This is a genomic window from Candidatus Melainabacteria bacterium, from assembly GCA_016193285.1.
Lineage (GTDB): Bacteria > Cyanobacteriota > Vampirovibrionia > 2-02-FULL-35-15 > 2-02-FULL-35-15 > JACPSL01.
In genome coordinates this window covers 1-19,773 of record JACPSL010000016.1, presented here as the reverse complement: position 1 = coordinate 19,773, position 19,773 = coordinate 1, and the positions used below count along the sequence as shown (strand labels likewise).

Annotated in this window: 14 protein-coding genes and 1 other RNA gene; 11 read left to right on the top strand and 4 right to left on the bottom strand. The window is 33.3% G+C overall.

All coding sequences use genetic code 11. The features are described from left to right. Positions 1-2,587 (bottom strand): hypothetical protein (locus HYY52_03520; GenBank protein MBI2995757.1); only part of this gene is annotated, 2,587 nt, incomplete at its 3' end. A gap of 213 nt (positions 2,588-2,800) precedes the next feature. Between HYY52_03520 and rnpB the strand changes: the two genes are divergently transcribed. The 7 genes from rnpB to HYY52_03485 all read left to right on the top strand — a co-directional run bounded on the left by rnpB (position 2,801) and on the right by HYY52_03485 (position 9,255). Then, positions 2,801-3,167: RNase P RNA component class A (gene rnpB / locus HYY52_03515), an RNA gene on the top strand. Between the two features lie 121 nt (positions 3,168-3,288). Continuing rightward, entirely contained in the window at positions 3,289-4,098 is an 810-nt protein-coding gene (locus HYY52_03510) for a carbon-nitrogen hydrolase family protein (GenBank protein MBI2995756.1), read from the top strand. Between the two features lie 12 nt (positions 4,099-4,110). Further along, positions 4,111-5,124, top strand: coding sequence for a tryptophan--tRNA ligase (trpS, locus tag HYY52_03505; protein ID MBI2995755.1), 1,014 nt, complete (start codon positions 4,111-4,113; stop codon positions 5,122-5,124). A gap of 23 nt (positions 5,125-5,147) precedes the next feature. Then, the gene (locus HYY52_03500; protein MBI2995754.1) at positions 5,148-5,987 is read left to right on the top strand and encodes a transketolase; all 840 of its coding nucleotides are present in this window, start codon (positions 5,148-5,150) and stop codon (positions 5,985-5,987) included. 48 nt (positions 5,988-6,035) lie between these two features. Beyond that, a complete protein-coding gene (locus HYY52_03495; protein ID MBI2995753.1) occupies positions 6,036-6,995 on the top strand; it encodes a transketolase family protein in 960 nt (319 codons plus the stop codon). Further along, positions 6,992-8,206 (top strand): acyl-CoA dehydrogenase, encoded by a 1,215-nt coding sequence (locus tag HYY52_03490; protein ID MBI2995752.1) that lies wholly within the window; start codon positions 6,992-6,994, stop codon positions 8,204-8,206. The genes HYY52_03495 and HYY52_03490 overlap by 4 nt, the downstream gene beginning before the upstream one ends. A 23-nt stretch (positions 8,207-8,229) precedes the next feature. Beyond that, on the top strand, positions 8,230-9,255 hold the full coding sequence (locus HYY52_03485; protein MBI2995751.1) for a metallophosphoesterase: 1,026 nt from the start codon (positions 8,230-8,232) through the stop codon (positions 9,253-9,255). A gap of 44 nt (positions 9,256-9,299) precedes the next feature. Here HYY52_03485 and HYY52_03480 read toward each other — a convergent pair whose 3' ends face one another. Next, a complete protein-coding gene (locus HYY52_03480) occupies positions 9,300-10,355 on the bottom strand; it encodes a 6-phosphofructokinase (GenBank protein ID MBI2995750.1) in 1,056 nt (351 codons plus the stop codon). Between the two features lie 124 nt (positions 10,356-10,479). Next, on the bottom strand, positions 10,480-11,058 hold the full coding sequence (locus tag HYY52_03475; GenBank protein MBI2995749.1) for a hypothetical protein: 579 nt from the start codon (positions 11,056-11,058) through the stop codon (positions 10,480-10,482). Positions 11,059-11,249: 191 nt separating this feature from the next. Here HYY52_03475 and HYY52_03470 point away from each other — a divergent pair, with 191 nt between their 5' ends. The 3 genes from HYY52_03470 (at position 11,250) to HYY52_03460 (ending at position 15,963) form a co-directional block, all read left to right on the top strand. Continuing rightward, the gene (locus HYY52_03470; protein ID MBI2995748.1) at positions 11,250-12,872 is read left to right on the top strand and encodes a hypothetical protein; all 1,623 of its coding nucleotides are present in this window, start codon (positions 11,250-11,252) and stop codon (positions 12,870-12,872) included. 2 nt (positions 12,873-12,874) lie between these two features. Further along, positions 12,875-15,226 carry a lamin tail domain-containing protein gene (locus HYY52_03465; GenBank protein ID MBI2995747.1) on the top strand — a complete coding sequence of 784 codons (2,352 nt, stop codon included), beginning with the start codon at positions 12,875-12,877 and terminating at the stop codon, positions 15,224-15,226. Between the two features lie 113 nt (positions 15,227-15,339). After that, positions 15,340-15,963: a DUF4215 domain-containing protein gene (locus tag HYY52_03460; GenBank protein ID MBI2995746.1), complete on the top strand. Its 624-nt coding sequence runs from the start codon at positions 15,340-15,342 to the stop codon at positions 15,961-15,963. 9 nt (positions 15,964-15,972) lie between these two features. Here the strand turns inward: HYY52_03460 and HYY52_03455 are convergent, their stop codons facing one another. After that, a complete protein-coding gene (locus tag HYY52_03455; GenBank protein MBI2995745.1) occupies positions 15,973-18,324 on the bottom strand; it encodes a hypothetical protein in 2,352 nt (783 codons plus the stop codon). Positions 18,325-18,557: 233 nt separating this feature from the next. On the opposite strand from HYY52_03455, the gene HYY52_03450 reads away from it, so the two are divergent. Continuing rightward, positions 18,558-19,592: a serine/threonine protein kinase gene (locus HYY52_03450; GenBank protein MBI2995744.1), complete on the top strand. Its 1,035-nt coding sequence runs from the start codon at positions 18,558-18,560 to the stop codon at positions 19,590-19,592. Positions 19,593-19,773 lie beyond the last annotated feature (181 nt).

The window sequence follows — 19,773 nt, the reverse complement described above, 5'->3', positions numbered from 1 at the left end:
GACCAAATTGACCTCCTGAAGTATTAGGTCCAAAACCGCCAGGACCAAATTGACCTCCTGAAGTATTAGGTCCAAAACCGCCAGGACCGAATTGACCTCCTGAAGTATTAGGTCCAAAACCCATACCAAATCCTGTACCAAAGTCTTCATCACCAGGTTGATCTTGGTTGTTGGATTCAGATAGACATTGCTGTTTAATTGATTCGTACTTGTCTTGTAACACTTTACCAAGTTCGCCTTGTGCAAAGTTACTATTTACATCCTCACAAAGTTTTTGCCTTATACAATCGCCAACTGGTCTATGAGGTTTACCAGGCCTACCAGGTCTGCCACCAGGGCCAAAGCCAGGACCACTAGGTCCGAAGCCAGGTTCACTAGGACCAAATCCAGGGCCTCCGCTAAATCCTCCAGAGTTACTACATGGTTCAAGTGTTTTTGAACATCTGTTGTCTTGAAGAGAAGGATCACCACCTGGGCCACATTTTTGTTTCATCACCTCATCACAAAACCCAGTCAGACCACCATCGTCTCCTGTAGTTTGGAGTGCAACCTTAAAGCGTGGTCCACCACCAGGGCCGCCAAATCCACCAGGGCCAAATCTAGGCCCAAAATCACAACAACGTTTATCAAATCTGCCGTAGTTATTGGCTTTACTTTCTAAAGCACCGTCTGGGCCAATTCCACATACAAATGGAGGTGGAGGACCAAAACATTGTTGCGCAGGATCTGGTCCTGGGAATTCTCTACATGTATACGGATCTTTTGGTTTTCCATTTAGATGACAAACTTTCTTTTCATTGCCATCAAAGTCAGAAGATGTTACACAAGCAATAGTTGGTAAATCACATTCTGCATTTGGATCTTGGTCCCCTGCTTTTGGACCATGACAGTCATCATCTGATTCACATGGTGCACAAAAGTTTGGAGGTTCAGGTGGTTTAAAGTCAATGCAACCATCCTCAGGTTCATCACTTGTTTGTTGAGCTAATCTCATAAAGCCAGGAGGAGGTCCAAATCCAGGACCAGCAAACTCACCACCTGGAGGGCCAAACCCAGGACCACCCGGACCAAAACCAGGACCGCCTGGACCAAAACCAGGACCACCTGGACCAAAGCCGGGACCGCCTGGGCCAAAACCAGGAGGAGGTCCTTTTAACCCGCATGCTTTCGGACCTTCTTGACATTTGCCAACTGGGAACGAAGCTAGTGAAGGACAAATTTTTCTAATTTCTTCAGGGAAGCATGGAGGTGGAGGACAAAATCTACCTTTACATCCTTTAAGGAATGCAAGTCCTCTTTCAATCTCAGGACAAATTCTTTCTGGATCTGGACCACCAGGTCCTCCTTCCATTTCTTCTGCATGGAAAATAAATTCTTTTGCAAAAGCAATTAAAGCAGCATCCCCTTTATTTTTAATTGCAGGTACTATTTTTTCTGAAACAAATTTTGGAACACATGATTTAAAATCACCTTCAATTGCAGCAATTACTTTGTTTGCAAATTCTAAAAGTTCTTCTTTAGTTGGTTTTTCTGAAACACTGTCAAGAAGAGCAATTACTTTAGGTCCACAAGATGGATCTGGTCTAAAGTCTTCGTCTTCTTCTTCTATTTCACCAACTATACCACCAATTATGTCTTCTTCTTCAGTGAGTTTAGTTGGATCAACTTCTCCTTGTAAAATTTCTTCAATTAATTCTTCATCACCAGCTAAAAGCGCATTGTCAACATCTGCTGTGGTAGAAGAATTAATATCATACTGTACATCACCATTTTGTTCAGGGTCTAATTCAACAGGAGCTTTTACTGTATCAATTCCTCCTTCTTCTGTAGTAACTATTGCTTCAGATATTGCTATTGGTGTATTATCTTCTGCTGGCGGTGCATCTGGTACATCAGCTGAAGGTTCTGTAGAATCACCAGTAGTTTCTTGATGTAAAAGTTTTCTTGCTTTTTTAGTATCATCTACTCTGTTAGCAGGTACTTCATTAAAATAAGTACAATTTGCAAGTGCAACTGTTCTACTAAGTGGACTACCTGATAAATCTTTTACTACTTGAGTACCTCCTGAACAACCAGCATCGCTTGTAACATTACCTACTAATACTGTTGGAGGTGCATATTCAATTTGTCCTTTTGCAGTTACATCTCCTGCTGTAATAGACAGTTCATAATTTCCTTCTGGCAATGCACCTGCTGTATAAGTGGATCCAGCAACATCAGTTAATGAAGCAAGCAAATTTATAACTAAAAACTTTCCAAACAAGTCTAAACTTTCTGAAGGATTCAGAGTATATATATTGCTTGTTTCACCTGCATTAGCTAGTTTGGTTAAAGTAACAGTTATATTTTCAAGTCCTTCTTTTCTAATTGCAGTCAGGATCTTTCCTGATAATTTAGCTTTAATTTCATTTTCTTTTGAATTTAAAACACTGCCATAAATAATATTTGATCCATCACGCGATTTAAGTGTTAATGTTGATCCGCTTTTAGCTTTTGGTTTTTTCTTTGCAGCAAAAGCTTCATCAAACACCAAACAATAGTTAATAACAAATATAAGTATTGTTATTATTGAAAATAATTTTTTCATCTTTTTCTCCTTAATTAAAACTAAATTACCCACCCATGGTTTTAATGTACTAATTAACTTTACCCATGAGCATGATAAAAGTCACTAAGGGTAAACCTAATAAAACAAATAAAAGGGATGCCACTACTCCAAGAGAATTATTTTGATAAGAAATTTCTTGTTTACAACAAAAACGAAAATTATCATTAGTAGTATTTAAGATATAATATTTATGAAGTTCCTCAAGCAGTTACCTTAATTATTTTAGGGAGGAAAGTCCGGGCATCATAGGGCTGGTTGCTTCGTAATGCGAAGTGCATGTGAGTGTGAGGAAAGTGCCACAGAAAAGAAGACCGCTGGATAGAGACGCGATTAATCGTGTCTCTATCCAGTAAGGGTGCAACGGTGAGGTAAGAGCTCACCAAGTTTGTAGGTGACTACGATCTTAGGTAAACCCCACTAAAGATGCAAGGCTAAAGTATAAAATTGAACTACAGTTGCCCGCTGCTCAATTTTGCTCATGCCGCTTGAGGGTATTGGTGACGATACTCCTAGATAGATGACTGCATAAACAGAACCCGGCTTATGAGGAACTTCTTTTTTTTATAATGCTGCAGACAAGCTGCAGCTTCCGTTGGTAGATTCCTTTCGGTGGATCGGATTTGCCGAATAAACCGGACAAATCCTATAATTGAAATAGCGTTATAAAAATGATCTAAATTATGACTAAACTAAAAATTGCTGCAATCCAAATGACAAGCGGTCAAGATAAAGAAAAAAATCTTGAACAAGCTAAAAAATTAATTGTTTCAGCTGCTAAGAAAAAAGTAAACTTTATAGTTCTTCCAGAGGTTTTTAATTTTAGAGGAGATTTAAAAGAAGCTACTTTACAAGCCGAAAAAATACCAGGATATTCAACAAATTTTATTTCAAGTCTTGCAAAAAAATATAAGAAATGGGTTTTGGTTGGAAGTTTGATGGAATCTGTAGGAGCAGGTCGTGATCTGCCCTTTAACACATCTGTGCTGATTAACCCACAAGGAAAAATTGTTGCAAAATACAGAAAGATTCATCTCTTTGATATTAAACTAGGAAGAAAAGAAATATTAGAATCAAAAAGAAATTTAGCAGGTGAAAAGCCAACTCTTGTAAAAATTGGAAATATGAAAATTGGAATGAGTATTTGTTATGATTTAAGATTTCCTGAACTTTATCGTTATTATTCAAATAAAGGTGTACATATTTTGTGTATACCTTCATCTTTTACAAAACCTACAGGTGAAGCACATTGGCATACACTTGTAAAAGCAAGAGCAATTGAAAATCTTTCATATGTAATTGCACCAAATCAAGCAGGTGTAGGTTCTAGTGGAATAAAAACTTATGGGCATAGTTTAATTGTTGACCCTTGGGGAAAAGTATTAGCTGAAGGACCTGCAAATGGTGAAGCAGTTATATTTGCTGACATTGATTTAAACTATTTTAAAAAAATTAGAAACAATTTGCCAGCATTGGAACATAGGAAAATGTAATATAATGTCCATGTGCTAAAAAAACGGTTACTTTCAGGAATAAGACCAACTGGTTCACTTCATATTGGGCATTATTTAGGTGTTCTTTGTAACTGGGCAAAATTACAAGATGAACATGAGTGTTTTTATTTTATAGCTGACTGGCATACACTTACAACTAAATATAAGGAAACTAAAGAACTTCAAAGTGACATTATTGAAGTAGCAAAAGATATTATTTCAAGTGGGGTTGATCCAAATAAGTCTACTTTATATGTTCAATCTGCAATACCTGAAGTAGCAGAACTACATTTACTTTTAAGTATGGTTACTTATCAAAACTGGGTTGAGCGTGATCCTACTTTAAAAGATATGGTTAGATTACTTGCAGAAGATGAAAGAAAAGCACAAGAAGAAGTTACTTATGGTTTACTAGGATATGTTGTACTGCAGACAGCAGATATCTTAAGTGTGCTTGGTGAGCTTGTTCCTGTAGGTAAAGATCAGGTTGCACATCTTGAACTTTCCCGTGATATTGCAAGAAGATTTAATCACATTTACAAAACAGATCTTTTCCTTGAACCAAAATCTCTTTTAACTGAAACTCCTTCTGTTTTAGGAATTGATGGACATAAAATGAGTAAATCATTAAACAATGACATAAAACTAGTTGACAGTGAAGAAGTAACAAAGAAAAAAGTTTTACAAATGATAACAGACCCGAAGAAAATAAAAATAACAGACAAGGGAGAACCAAATGATTGTCAAGTAGCATATAAACATTATGAAATTTTTGCTGACAAAAAAATGTTAGAAGTTGTTCAGGATGAATGTAGAGGTGCAAAGATTGGTTGTGTGAATTGTAAAACAAGATTAGCTGGATTAATAAATCTTTCTTTGTCAGAAGTTAGAAAAAAAAGAGAAGCAATGCCAAAAGATAAAGATGTACTTGAAATATTAAACATTGGAAATAAAAAAGCAAGACAAGTAGTAAAGCAAACTTTAGAAAAAGTTAGAGATGTTATGAAGTTGAGGACGTGGTCATGACTCTAAACTGTTAAAATAACTTCATGTCTCTTTCACCTGAAAAACTAAGTGAACTCAAAGAAACTTGTAAAGATTTACGCAAGACGATTCTTCAAATGACTCATGCTGCAGCTTCAGGCCATCCAGGTGGATCACTTTCTGCAACTGAAATTTTAGCAGTATTGTATTTTACAATTATGAAACATGATCCAAGAAACCCTAATTGGCTAAGTAGAGATAGAGTTGTAATCAGTAAAGGACATGCAACACCTCTTGTTTATTCGATCCTTGCAAAATGTGGTTATTATAAAGGAGATGATCTTTTAACATTTAGAAAATTAGGTTCACCATATCAAGGGCATACAGACAGATTAAGAGTACCTGGAATTGAAGTGTCTGCTGGCTCTCTTGGACATGGTACTTCAAATGCAATAGGAATGGCACTTGGATGCAGGCTTGATAAACTAAACAACAGAATTTATTTACTTCAAAGTGATGGTGAATTACAAGAAGGATCTACATGGGAAGGAATAATGTCTGCTAGTCATTATCATCTTGAGAATTTAACAGCAATAGTTGATAGAAATAGAATTCAACTTGATGGCTGGACTGAAGAAACAATGGCACTAGAACCAATTGCTAAAAAATATGAAGCATTTGGTTGGCATACTCAAGAAATTGATGGGCATGATTTAAATCAAATTTATGATGCGATTTTAAAAACACAAAGTATTGGACCAGAAGAACATAGACCTTGTGTAATAATTGCACACACAGTAAAAGGAAAAGGTGTTTCTTTCATGGAAGATCAAGTAAAGTGGCATGGTGTAGCACCAAACGATGAAGAATTGGAGAAGGCATTAAAAGAAATCGATTCTGCATAGAAATGTAGGGGCAGGATTTATCCTGCCCAAAAGAATATGGCAACAATCATGACAGAAAAAAAAGAATCAATCGCAACTCGAGTAGCATATGGGAAAGCACTAGCTGAGCTTGGTAGAGAAAATACAAATATTGTTGTATTAGATGCTGATTTGTGTAGTTCTACACAAACCAAATTTTTTGCTAAAGAATTCCCAGATAGATTTTTTAATGTTGGAATTGCCGAACAAAATATGATTGGAATAGCAGCAGGTTTAGCAAGCACAGGTAAAATACCTTTTGCAAGTAGTTTTGCAATATTTGCATGTGGAAGAGCATGGGAAATAATTAGAAACTCTGTATGTAATAATCAGTTCAATGTAAAAATTTGTGCAAGTCATGCTGGACTAACAGTTGGAGAAGACGGGGCTTCACATCAAATGATAGAAGACATTGCAATAATGAGAGCAATTCCTCAAATGACTGTTATTGTACCTGCTGATGCAGTTGAAGCAAAACTTGCTACTTATGCAATTAGTGAATTTTTTGGTCCTGTTTACATGAGATTAGGAAGATCAAACGTACCAGTATTATTTGATGAAAAAAAGTTTGAATTTAAAATAGGAAAAGCACAAGTTATAAAAAGCGGAATTGATGTATCAATATTTGCTTATGGTGTAATGTTAAGCAGAGCTTTATGGGCACAAGAATTGTTAGAACAAGAAGGAATAAGTGCTGAAGTTATAAATGTTTCTACTATTAAACCTTTAGACAATGAAACAATTTTAAGTAGTGTACAAAAAACAAGCTGTGCTGTAACTTGCGAGGAACATAATATTCATGGGGGGTTAGGTGATGCAATTAGCAGTCTAGTAGTTGAACATTTTCCTGTGCCAATAAAAAAAATTGGAGTCCAAGATCAATTTGGTCAAAGTGGTAAAGCAGATGAATTACTTATACATTATGGATTAACTAAAGAAAATATTGCTAAGGCAGCTAAAGAAGTTATTAAAAGAAAAAATCAAAAATGAAACAACTTCTTGAAAAACAAATTCAAACATTTAAACTTACAAGTGAACAAGAGCTTCTTCGTAAAACAATTCATGAAGTAGCAGAAGAAAACTTTAAAGAAAAAGCAAGAGAAATAGATAAGTCTCATAGATTCCCAAAAGAAAATTTTGACTTGCTTGCAAAACTTGGAATAACAGGACTTACTCTTCCAGAAGAATATGGTGGTAGTGAATTAGATTATATTTCATATGCAATTGTAATTGAAGAACTTGCAAAAGTATGTGCAACTACAAGCGTTATTATAGCTGCACATCTTTCATTATGTGCTGTGCCCATTGCAAAGTTTGGTTCTACTTTTCTTAAAGAAAAGTATTTAAAAAAATTAGCTAGTGGTGAATATTTAGGAGCATTTTGTTTGTCTGAGCCGGGAAATGGATCTGATGCTGCAGCAATGCTTACACAAGCTTATGAAAAAAGTGATCATTTTATTTTAAATGGTACTAAGGCATGGATTACAAATGGATCTATAGCTGATGTTTATTTAATCCTTGCACAAACAAATCCTGCAGGGGCAATTCATGAATTGCCCTCATATAAAGGTGTAAGTGCATTTGTTGTAGAAAAAAATATACCTGGCGTATCTTTTGGAAAACCTGAAGATAAATTAGGTATAAGAGGAAGTGCAACGTGCCAAGTAATTCTTGACAATGTAAAAGTACCAAAAGAAAATTTATTAGGAAATGTTGGTGATGGTTTTAAGATAGCAATGATCACACTAGATGGAGGAAGGATTGGTATTGCTGCTCAAGCATTAGGAATAGCACAAGCAAGTTATGATTTAGCAAGTTCATATGCAAAATCCAGAGAAGCATTTGGTAAAAAAATAATTAATTTCCAAGCAATTCAATTTATGCTTGTAGAACTTGCTACTGAAATTGAAGCAGGAAGACTATTAACTTATAAGGCAGCAAATCTACATGATTTAGGATTAAAATTTACTTGTCAGGCTGCGGAAGCAAAACTATTTTGTAGTGAACTAGCATCAAAAGCAGTAAATAAATGTGTACAAATTCTTGGTGGATACGGTTACACTACAGAGTATGATGCCGAGAGATTTTTAAGAGATGCAAAGATCACTGAAATATATGAAGGAACATCAGAGATACAAAGAATTGTGATTGCAGAAAATGTTATTAAGGAGATAAGTGAACGTATCGGCGAGCCGGCGTAACGGCGAAAGGGCGAGCTTACAAAATGAGTTTTCAAATTGCAGCAGAAATGCCTTATGCAAATAATGAAAGCATAAGAGAAAAAGCAAGAATATTATTTGAAAAACTTATTGAATACTTAAAGGCAATTGATCACAGGGACGTTGCATGCAATGCTCCTACTATTTATGTACCTGATGTCCATGGTGATTTTGTTCACTTAATGATTACTTTATACAAGCATGGGGTTTTAGAAAATAATTTAGATCTCAAGAAAAAATTCAAATATGTTTTTCTTGGTGATTTTTATGATAGAGCTCCCGATTCAGATGTGATTGATTTTTGGTTAAATAATCAGATTAAAAACAAAGTCGAGATTTATAGGTTGATTGGAAATCACGAACTAGCTTTTTTTGAAAGAGATGCCAATGATTATCCTGTAATTTTCCCTTCCCAGGATTCTATAAAAGATATTTCAAATAACTTTCAAATTACAGGAAATATATTAAAAAAAATTGCAGATGGAAAAATATTAGCAGCATATGTTGATGGCAATACATTGTATGTCCACAGTTATATTATTAATGATGATTTTACTCAATTGGGTTTAGACAAAAACACTGACATTTTGGATTTTGCAAATGCTTTAAATGAAAAACTTAAACAACATGGGCAATATGCTTATGATTTATTTTGTGAGAATAAAAAGGATAGAAAATATGATTGGAAGGCAATAATGGGATCATTTAATGAAGATCCTTTGTTTAATATATATAAGAAGAAGAATGATATTAGTACTTCTTTTATATGGCGAAGAACAGGATCACCTATACTAAATATTTTTCCAACTGAACTTGAAATAGATATTCCAGACAATGTTTATCAAATCGTTGGTCATACGCCAGTATTTTTGTTTGACTTGCCAAGAAATCAATCAATTAACAAACCTTTTGTAATAAGTGTAAAAAATGGAACTGGAAAAGTACAGTTTAGCGATGTAGGAATTGGATATTATTATAGGAATGATTTTGAAAGACCTGAGGTGGCAATAGAGAAACTACCTTACAATTAATTATCGTCAAACCTTACAATTGATCTTACAAATTTAGGATAACACTATATGAATTTACTTACAACCTTTACCTCGTCTCCAAAGAAAATTTTAGCTTGTTCATATAATTCTTTATCTACTGTTTTTAAAGTTTCAACAGCATCTTTTATATCTACATCAACTATTTTATTCCCTTGAAGTGAAACCATTCTTCCAAATTTATTCTTGTGTACAAGATCTACAGCATGAAGTCCATATCTAGTGCCAAGAACCCTGTCATATGCAGTAGGTGAGCCACCTCTTTGAATATGTCCAAGTGACATTGCTCTTGTTTCAAAACCAGTTTTTGCTTCAAGTGCTTTTGCAAGCCTGTCTCCAATCCCGCCTAATTTTACATGTCCAAATGCATCTTTTTCTTCATCTTTTAAAATTTCTTCACTTGAAAATTTAGCACCTTCTGCAATAACTATAATTGCATAACCTGCTTCTTGTTTTCTTTTCTTAATAGCATTAGCTACTTTGTCAATATCGAAACTTTCTTCAGGTATAAGAATATAATCTGCTGCTCCTGCAATTCCTCCTATTGTTGCAATCCAGCCTGCATGACGCCCCATTACTTCAAGAATTAAGACACGATCATGTGATTTTGCAGTAGTGTGTAATCTATCTAATGCATCACAGACAATTGAAATTGTAGTATCAAAACCAAATGTTTGATCAGTAGCATTTAAATCGTTATCAATTGTTTTTGGTACACAAATTATTGGTGCTTTAAAATCAGAAAATAATTTATGTGCAACCCCACAAGTGTCTTCTCCACCTACAGCAATTAGAGCATCAATTTTATTTAATTTTAAATTATCAATTACTTTTTTTGGCCCACCTTCTACCTTATATGGATTTGTTCGTGAACTTTTTATAATAGTTCCACCTTGGTTAAATATTCCTTCAGCATTGGCAAGCGTTAATGGTTTTATTAAATTATTAATAGGACCTTTCCAACCGTATAAATATCCAAAAACTTCATCGTTATATTTTTTAATTGCTTGAAATAAAACTGCTCTTATAACGTTATTAAGACCAGGACAGTCACCACCACCTGTTAAAATTGCTAATCGCATATGTATTCCTCCACAGAAGAAATATGATAACAAAAATCCCGCCCTTTCTAAAGTACATTTGTCAGAAAGAGCGGGATTTTTGCAAGGAGGCCGATAGAACCCAATTTCTATCGGATTTTACGTTTTACACAGACACACCGTCAAGAAATCTGGAAAACTTTTTAAGTAAATCAGCTATAACAGTCTCATCTCCCCGGGTACTTACTTCACCATCTGGATGCAACCATACAATTCCTCTTTTTGTTTCACTACCTATGTGTAACCATCCTGTAAAGAGAGTGCCTCCAATTTGTCTTTGTTCTATAGAGTAAATTGCTTTGTTCGAACCAATGATTGTGCTTATTCTGTCACCATTTGGTTTAAGTTCTACTAAATGTTCCAAGCAACCAGTAGAGTTATAGAAGTAAACAATTTCTGTTTGATCAGATCTAATTTCATGAGTACTTGGTAAACCTGTACTATCACTGGATATATGATAAAGTCTTGTACCATTTGCTCTTTCTTCAATTGCTAAAGTTTTGCCTTCTTCATCCTTGCTAAAAACTATTTTTGTACCATCTTCAGTTGTTTTAATTTCAATTTTGCTCCCTTCTGGATCAGTAATAAAAGTTGAACTGCCGTTAAGATGTTTTAGCTGAACTAGTCCTGCTGATATTGGAGTAGTTTCACTTGTAGAACTTATATTCCTTGTAAGTTCAATCATATTTCATCCTGTTCTATAGATATAAAAGTAAAGTCTTAAAAAAGATTGACATGTTATTAACATAATCTTAACTTAAACTATAAACCTTAAATATTTTTTATCAATTTTTGTAACCCCTGGTTACAAAAAGATAAAGCATGTAACTTTTGGTTACATGCTTTCAACATTAAATATAGTACATTGTTTGGTCTATGAAAAAGTGCTTTTTATTTTTACTTCTTTTATTCTCTCTGCCTTTACAAGCATATAGTGAAATTAATTGGGAGCTTCTTTATCAGCCTCGTCAGCGAATTGTAAAAAGCATTGGTGTGTATAATGAATTAATTTTTATTGGAACTGGTAATGGTGTACTAGTAAGCGAGGATAAAGGGAAGAGTTGGAATGATTTTGGTTCAAATCAATTATTAAAAGATCCTACTGGTAATTCATCTGTAAATTGGATTCATATAGATGAGACTAGTAAAAAAATTTTTATAGCAACAAGTTTTGGTACTTATTACTCAGATATTAACTCTCCTGATTGGAAGAAATTTTTTGAGAGTACAAAAATTGAATCCAACGAGGTTAATTCCTTGACCTTGGATAACGATAATGTTTATCTATGTACGAGTGATGGTTTTTGGACTTGTGATTCTAATGATTTTTCTTGTAAGAGATTAAACCAGGGGCTAGAACCAGATAACTTATCTGGGAATTATGAAGTATATTACTGCTTGAAACATAATGATGATTTATATCTTGGAACTTCAAATGGAATTTATTTATTAAATAAAAAAAATTTATATTGGCAAAACATATCAAGCAATATACAAACACTGCCAAACGGAAGAATTAACATAAGGCACTTATTAATAGATAAAGAAGAAAATACCTGGATAGCTAGTGGAAATGGTATCTATAGAAAGAAGAAAGACGACATATTGTGGGAGAAAATTTCAGATGGCATTAAAAAAAATAATGATGGGTTGCAAGAAGCTTTTTACTTGTTTCAATCAGATGAGAAACTTTACATAGCATGTGCTAGTGGAATTGATTTTTATGATAAGGAAACCAATTCATGGAAAGATATAAGCAGTGGTATTAGAACTAAAGAAAGTTCTAAGAATGTTTACTGGCTTACTAAGTTAGATAATGATTTGTTTGCAGCTACAGATGAAGGACTGTTTAGGAAACGAACCGGCGAACTGGCGACAGGGCGAAACGGCGAAATTATTTTAAAAGGTAAAGTAGAAACTGATTTTGCAAGTCTGGAAGAAATTGAACCAACAGTACAAGAAGTTCAAAAGCAGGCATTAAAATTTGCATCATTACCAACAGACAAAGATTATAAAAGATTTAGAACTCAAGCAAGGATAAGAAATATTATCCCAAGAGTTGGATTTGATATAAATACAACTGGTACAAGTACAGACTATTATCAGCTTCAAAAAGGTATCTCCACTGACATTGCCTTAAGTAATCAGTTTGATGCTGATAGAATTACTCGTCTACAAAGAGACGGCAGATCTTTTAAACAGCTTTCAGTTCTTTGGAATACAAATCAATTTATATATGATGATGAAATTAAAGAAATTTTAAACCAAGCAAGATTAACAGCAAACATAAAAGAAAATCTTCTAGATGATGTAACGAGAATTTATTATCAGAGAAAAAAACTTCAATTAGAAACACTGCTTCATCCTCCTGGAGAAGCTTCAGAAAAACTTTCTAAACAAATTGAAGTTGCAGAACTTACTGGTCAATTAGATTCAAGAACAGGAGGATGGTTTTCAAGAGAAATAGAAAAAAGAAAAATGGTAAGTAGTAAGAGGTAAGTGTGAGAAGAGCAAATTATATTTTTGTTTTATTAATTTTAAGTTTTACATTTTTACAATGCATTGCATTTGTTGTTCCAAGCATTGAATCTCTTGGAAAGGGGCCAAAAATTAATAGTATTGAACCAGATTATTTAATTCCAGGAGAAAAGGTAAAAATTATCGGTGAGAATTTTTTTGAAAATCCCAAATCAGCTAATAAATTGTGGATTAATAATTATCCAATTAGAATAATTGCTGCAAGTAAGAATTTAATTGAATTCATAGTTCCTAAAATAGTCTTGGGTAATGGGGAGTTAAAATTATTTACTTATTATTTAGGCTATAAAAGTAAAGAAGTTACTTATCCGGTCTATATTACATTTCCTTCACCAATAATTGAAAAGACAAATACTATTTCAGCAAGATCAAAAATGCCTTTAATAATTTATGGAAATTTTTCACTTAAAGATTTTTTATTTTTTAAAATAGAAAATCAAGAAATAAAAGCAGAAAACATTACAAGTAACATTTGTAAAATCCAATTGCCAGATAGTTTACCAAAAGGAATATTTAAAATTAAAGCTTTTTATAAAAGATACAATTCAAAAATAAAAAAATATATTAATTCAGCTCAAAGCCATGAACTAGAAATGTATAATACTGAGTTTGGAAATCCTGACTCTATTAAGATTAAACAAGTAGAAGGAAAAATCATTGTTGATTTATTTTTTAATAATATCAATGAACCAGTTAACATTACTGAATATGTGCAAATTAATAGAGTTCAAGATGAAGAAAAAGAATTAATAACAGCTTCTTTTATATGGAAACCAACCAGTTTACTTTTAAAAGATGAGTTAAAAATTGAAAAGTTAAAAACCCCGGGCTTTGCTGAAATTATTATTAATGAAGTTTTTCCATTTGCTTCTGCTTTAATTCCAGCTACAGATGCAAATATGGACGGCTTTGCAAGATCAAATGAAGATGAGTTTGTAGAACTTAAAAATATTACTGGTAAAAAATTAAATCTTTTAGGATGTCAGTTATTTGCAGGTGAAGATACAAAACCAGTTTTTAATTTTGAAGAAGAAGTTTTAATTGAACCTGATTCTTATTTTGTTATTTATGGCAAAGACACAATTAATAAAAAATTAAACTTGTTAAACACTGGACAAGTATTGGAATTAGTTTGTAATGAAAAAACAATTGATTATATTGCATATCCGCCAGGTAAAAGTGGAGATCCTTCGTGGCAAAGAAAATCTGATTTAACTGGTTTTGAAAAACATACAGGCAGTTTGTTTTCACCAGGTGGAGAACCACCACTAGCTTTAATTACCAATTCAACTCCCCTGCCAAGCCCAATACAAGCACCAACTCTTATTCCTGATTTTACTTTCCCACAGACACAATTAAAAGATATTTATGTTTCTCCTGTAGAATTAATTTTTCAGGATAAAACATCACAACAATTACTAGTAACTGCTGAATATACTGACGGACAAAAAAAAGATATTACAAATGAGACAACATATAAAATTAGCGGGCAAAGCAATGTTGTGAAAGTTGATAATAATGGCTTAGTTACTCCTCTTGGAAATGGATCAGTAACCATAGAAATTAGCTTTCAGGATAAAACTATTGAAGTTATTGCAAATGTAAACTTTTTAAGTAAAGTCCAGCCAAAACAATTAATAATAAATGAAATCTTAGCTGCTCCAAATCTTGATATAAATAAAGACGGGATTTTTAAAAGTGATCAAGATGAGTTTATAGAGATAGTAAATATTTCTGGCTCTGGCTTAGATATTAGCGGGTTATTAATTTCTGACAATACCAAGATTAGACACATTATTTCTCAAGATACAATTTTACAAAGCCATGAACCTTTAGTAGTTTTTGGAGGAGGGAGTGTCAGTAATTTTTCAGCATCTATAAAATCTCAAACTGCAAGTACAGGAAGTTTAGGTTTAAACAATAGTGGATTAGAACAAGTAACAATTTCTACCAGTGACAATCGTATAATTGATCAAATCTCATTTGACAATGCTAACTTACAAGGAGTCTCACTCAATAGACTTGGTGATTTAAGTTTCAGCCAACTTTTTCCACATGATAAGTTTTTAAAATCAATTGGAAAATATTCTCCAGGTACAAGAATAGATGGGAATTCATTTTTAGGAGCACCTCAAGAAGGAGCTGATCTTTTAAAAGGATCATCTTCAAGTAGTTCATCATCTAGTTCTAGTTCATCAAGTTCAAGCAGCTCTGGAATATTATTTTCAAGTAGTTCTTCTAGTTCTAGTAGTTCATCAAGTGGTTTTGCTGTTTTATCTTCACCATCATCTTCTTCATCTAGTTCAGGGAGTTGATTTCTTTCTGGTTAACTCTTTCTTTACTCATGAAAGTTTTCAATACTCCGATACTACTTACATAAACTTTTAGAACTTTTGTACTAGTAATAAAAAACTAATGGAGGTTCACAATGAACTTATATAGGATACTTTTTTCTTTTTTCATAACGGCATTAATAGGTTTTATAGGTCTAACTCTAAAAGCTAAAGATTGCTCTACTACTTTATATGGTTATGCTTCTGTCACTGAAGATACTACTACAGCTGAAGATACTACTACAGCTGAAGATGTTACTGCTACAGAAGACACTACAACTATCTCAACAACTCCTGAATGTGGTAATGGACTTGTTGAGTCATCTGAAGATTGTGACGATGGAAATGTTTATGACTATGACGGCTGTTCTTCAATATGTGCAAATGAACCAATTGGAGATTGTGGAAACGGGATTTTAGACTTCCCTGAAGAAGAATGTGATGATGGAAATAATTCAGAAGGTGATGGTTGCTCTAGTACTTGTACTGTTCAACCAATAATAACAACTATACCTTCTCCAAATGATTGTGGAAATGGAATAGTAGAAATTCCAGAAGATTGTGATGAAGGCTCTTTGTTGAATGGAACAGAAGGTTGTAGTTGCAACAGTGATTGTAAGTCGATCGTTCTTACTGATCCACTTCCAGAACCTACTGGGGATCCAGGGCCTGTACCAGAACCTACTTCAGAACCTGCACCAGAACCTACACCAGAATAATTAACTAATTTAGTTAGCTTGTTTACCTTGAGCAGATTTAGCTTGTATTTTTCTAATAGCTTCCGTCTTACTTGCCATTGTTTCTATTTCATGTAATCTAACTAAACATCTTTCAATGCCAAGCATTGTTGCTGCTAAATCTTCTTTCTTTTTATTTAAAACATTAATAATTTCATTAATATTTATTTCAATCCCACTAAGATCTTCTGTTATATCAATTTTATTTTGCAATGCTTTTAGTTCTTTTATTTCATTGCTGCTTTCATATCTTGCAATCAAAGCTTCTTTATATGCATCAACCGCTCTTCTCATTTTTGTACATTGTACTTTTACACGAGCTATATAGGAATTATCGTATATAGGCAGAAGAGGAGTTTGTTTTCTATGATGTTCAATTAAACTAGCAAGTGATCCTCCACCACCTCCTTTTTTACATATTCTAGTCCCTATCAAAACCCCCATTGTTGGAGTGATTTGCTTATAAACAGGTCGTCCAATCGCAGCAGTTTTATCTTCTAATCTATATAATGTACTCCATTCATCATCTTTAAATAAATTCCTTAAGTTATTAGTAACACCTTTTTCTAGTAAGTCTCCAGGAACTCCTTCAACATCTCTTTTTTCAATAGCTCTTACACACAGCAAACTTGCTAAAATATGAGGTATCGCATCCATTTTTGAAAAGTGTAGTTCTTGAATTTCATCTGCCATCTGGTTGCTAGTAATAAGCTTGTTGCAATACTTTTCAAGTATAGCTTTTGAAGGTTTAGGGTCTCTTGCTTTTCTTCTCTTAGTTAGCTCATCAAAATTTTGTAAGAAGTATTCTATTTCTTCTCTTAGCTCTCCCTCACTTGGCTTACGTTCTAAATAAGCACATAAAACATTTAAATAAATTTCATAAGGATCTGCTTCTTTTTTCTTTTTTAGTTCTTCTAATTCAACAGCTGCTCTTTTGCTAAACTCATCAAAGTCAAGTTTTGTATAAGCATCTATATCACTTTTAAGTTTTTCAATTCTTTGAACTCTTAAATCAAGATTTGAACTTAATAATCTAGTCAAAAAATAGCCACCAGATCCTATTACAGTCGCAGCTCCTGCTACTACAGCAGCTTTCTTTCCAAAATCTCTTCTACCTTGTAAGTCTTGTTCTTCTTTTTGTCTTCTGAAGTCATTTATAATTTTTTTTTCATTTTCATAAGCAATAGTACAAGCTAAAAGTACAGTTCTATAAGGTCTTTCAATAAGAGAAATATTTGCTTGCTCTTTTTCTGAATCTACATATTCACCTGTGTCACTAAGAGCAAGAAAGGATTGTTGGGAGTTACTTTTACTAGCTTTTTTATGTAAATCTCTTACATCATTTTGTATTTTATCTAAGATAGCAGACAATCTATTTGGTCTATCTAAAGCACCAAGTCCTTCTAAATCTACTATTCTATTTAAGGTTAGTAAAGTCTCCTTAAATTCTTTAGGTGAAGTCTCAATAGTAGTAGCTATAGTATTTATTGAACTATTATGAGGGTCTTGTAAAGTATTACTTTCTCTATATGCATTTAGTTTTAAAAGAAACTCTGCTTGTTCTCCCCTTAACAATCTAAGATATTCATCTACATGTTCTGGATTTAAATTTTTTAACTCTGCTGAGATATCATTGTAAGTACCCTCTACAGGAGATTTCAATTCGTTAATTGCTGCTTGTAATTTCTCTTGGTCTACTTGCATAAGCAGTGAAAATAAAATATCTCTATACAGTAACCTGGCTGCAAAGCTTAATTTTTCATTAAAAACTTTAAGATATTTATCAAGATCCAGTTGTTTATTATTTCTAAAGAGTTCAGTTATGATTACACCTCTTCTAAGTTCTTCCTTAAGTATTTTTCCATCTTCATCATTAATTTCCAGATGAAATGAGTATTCAATTTTAGTATTTCCTTTATTAAAATCATTACTATCAATAAACCCAATATTACTTAAACAGTATGTTGTTAATGTTTCAGAAAGTTCTTGTGAAAGTTTATTTGTTTCTGGCTCAGCAAATCTCTTAAGTAGATCTGCATTGTAATGAAGATCAGCAAACAATCCATGTCTTCGTACTTTTAGTAAATTTTTAGCTGTATGTTTAAGAGCTATTAATATCTCTTGTTGGCTTTGTGGTGCTGATTGAATATTCTCAACGTAAGGTATAGTAGCTGGCATAAAACTAACTGTTGAACTTGAAGGTGTTTGTATAGTTTGAATATTATCTTTATTTCTTCCCGGGAAAAGCATCTCTATTATTTTTTGAGGACGGATAGCAATTGCTCCAGGCCTACTGTATAGTAAGCTACTCAGCCAGCTTTGTCCTTCTACTCTAGGTGACATAAATTACAATCAATCTTTATATACTAGACTATCAAGTTGAGAGTTGTTCTGTTTTAAGAAAGGCTTAGATTAAAGAAAATTAATCTATCTTTCAAGGTTAACAACTTGAATTAAGAAATTTAAACACTTATAATGACATTTTGATGTTAAAGCAAGAAGGTTGAAGTAAACTTATTAAGTAAAAGCTTGAGGAGAAAAGTATTACATTAGTAGTTCGAAAAACTGTATCTTCAATGTTACCTGGTGCAAAAACACAGACGGTTGAACATAAAGAACAACTTCAAGAAACACCAGATGTAAAAAATCTTACAGGCGAAGTAGTAATTAGTTCATCAAATCAATGTTACAAACTAGGAGAACGTATTGGTTCTGGAGGAATGGCAGTTGTTTACAAAGCTGCAAAAGATGGGTCCAATAAGGAATATGCCATAAAAATCATAAGACCAGGCTTGAAACCATCATCCAGCTTCCTTAGATTTCAACGGGAAGCTAAAATTCTAAGAAGTCTTAATCATCCGAATATATCACTTTTGTACGATGACAATTTTGATACCGCACTTCCTTTTTTAGTAATGGCATATGCAAATGGGGGAACACTTAAAGAACCTAAATTATCTATGCCTTTAAACAGTATACAAGTGTTAGAAATATTTTCTCGCATTTGTAATGCTTTATACAGTGTACACAATTTAGATAATTCAATTTGTCATAGGGATCTAAAACCATCAAATATATTACTTATAGAGAAAGACGGAAAAATTATTCCACAACTTAGTGATTTTGGTCTTGCACATTTAGATAAAGGTGGTGCTGTAGATTATTCAGGAGGAGAAACACTTACTGGATCTAATGTTATAGTAGGAACTCCAGCATATATGTCTCCTGAGCAAACCTTACCAAATGGTCACTTTGAGCAACGTTCTGATTTATATTCACTTGGTGTTTCTCTTTGTTATATTTTTACTGGCATAGAACCTTTTAATGGCAATACTAATAATGGATCGGTTGACATTATTAAGAAAATGACTGAGATAAGAGAAGTTGCTCCTGTGTCACCAAGAAAATTAAATAATACAATTCCACCTGATTTAGAAATTTTAATTTCAAGACTAATAAGAAAAAATCCAATAGATAGACCTGCTAATGCGAGAGAAGTTGAAGAAGAATTTCTTAGAATTGCAAGACTTCCACAAGCCGAGCATATAAAACTACCAGAAGTTAAAGCTTCTGTACTTCCTTCTACTACCAGCGGTAGAAAAGTAACTTGAGTTTTTGGTTTTAAATATGTTTGCTTTACAAAATACTAGGTAGAGTTCGCTGAAAAAGTCTTCACCAAGAAATGACCCTTGTTGGAAATTTTATTGGGTAATTTGTAATTCCTGATTGGGTTTTAAGCAGCTTTTCTTACGATACAAATAGTGTTCATGGCAATTAAGCTAAACACTGTGT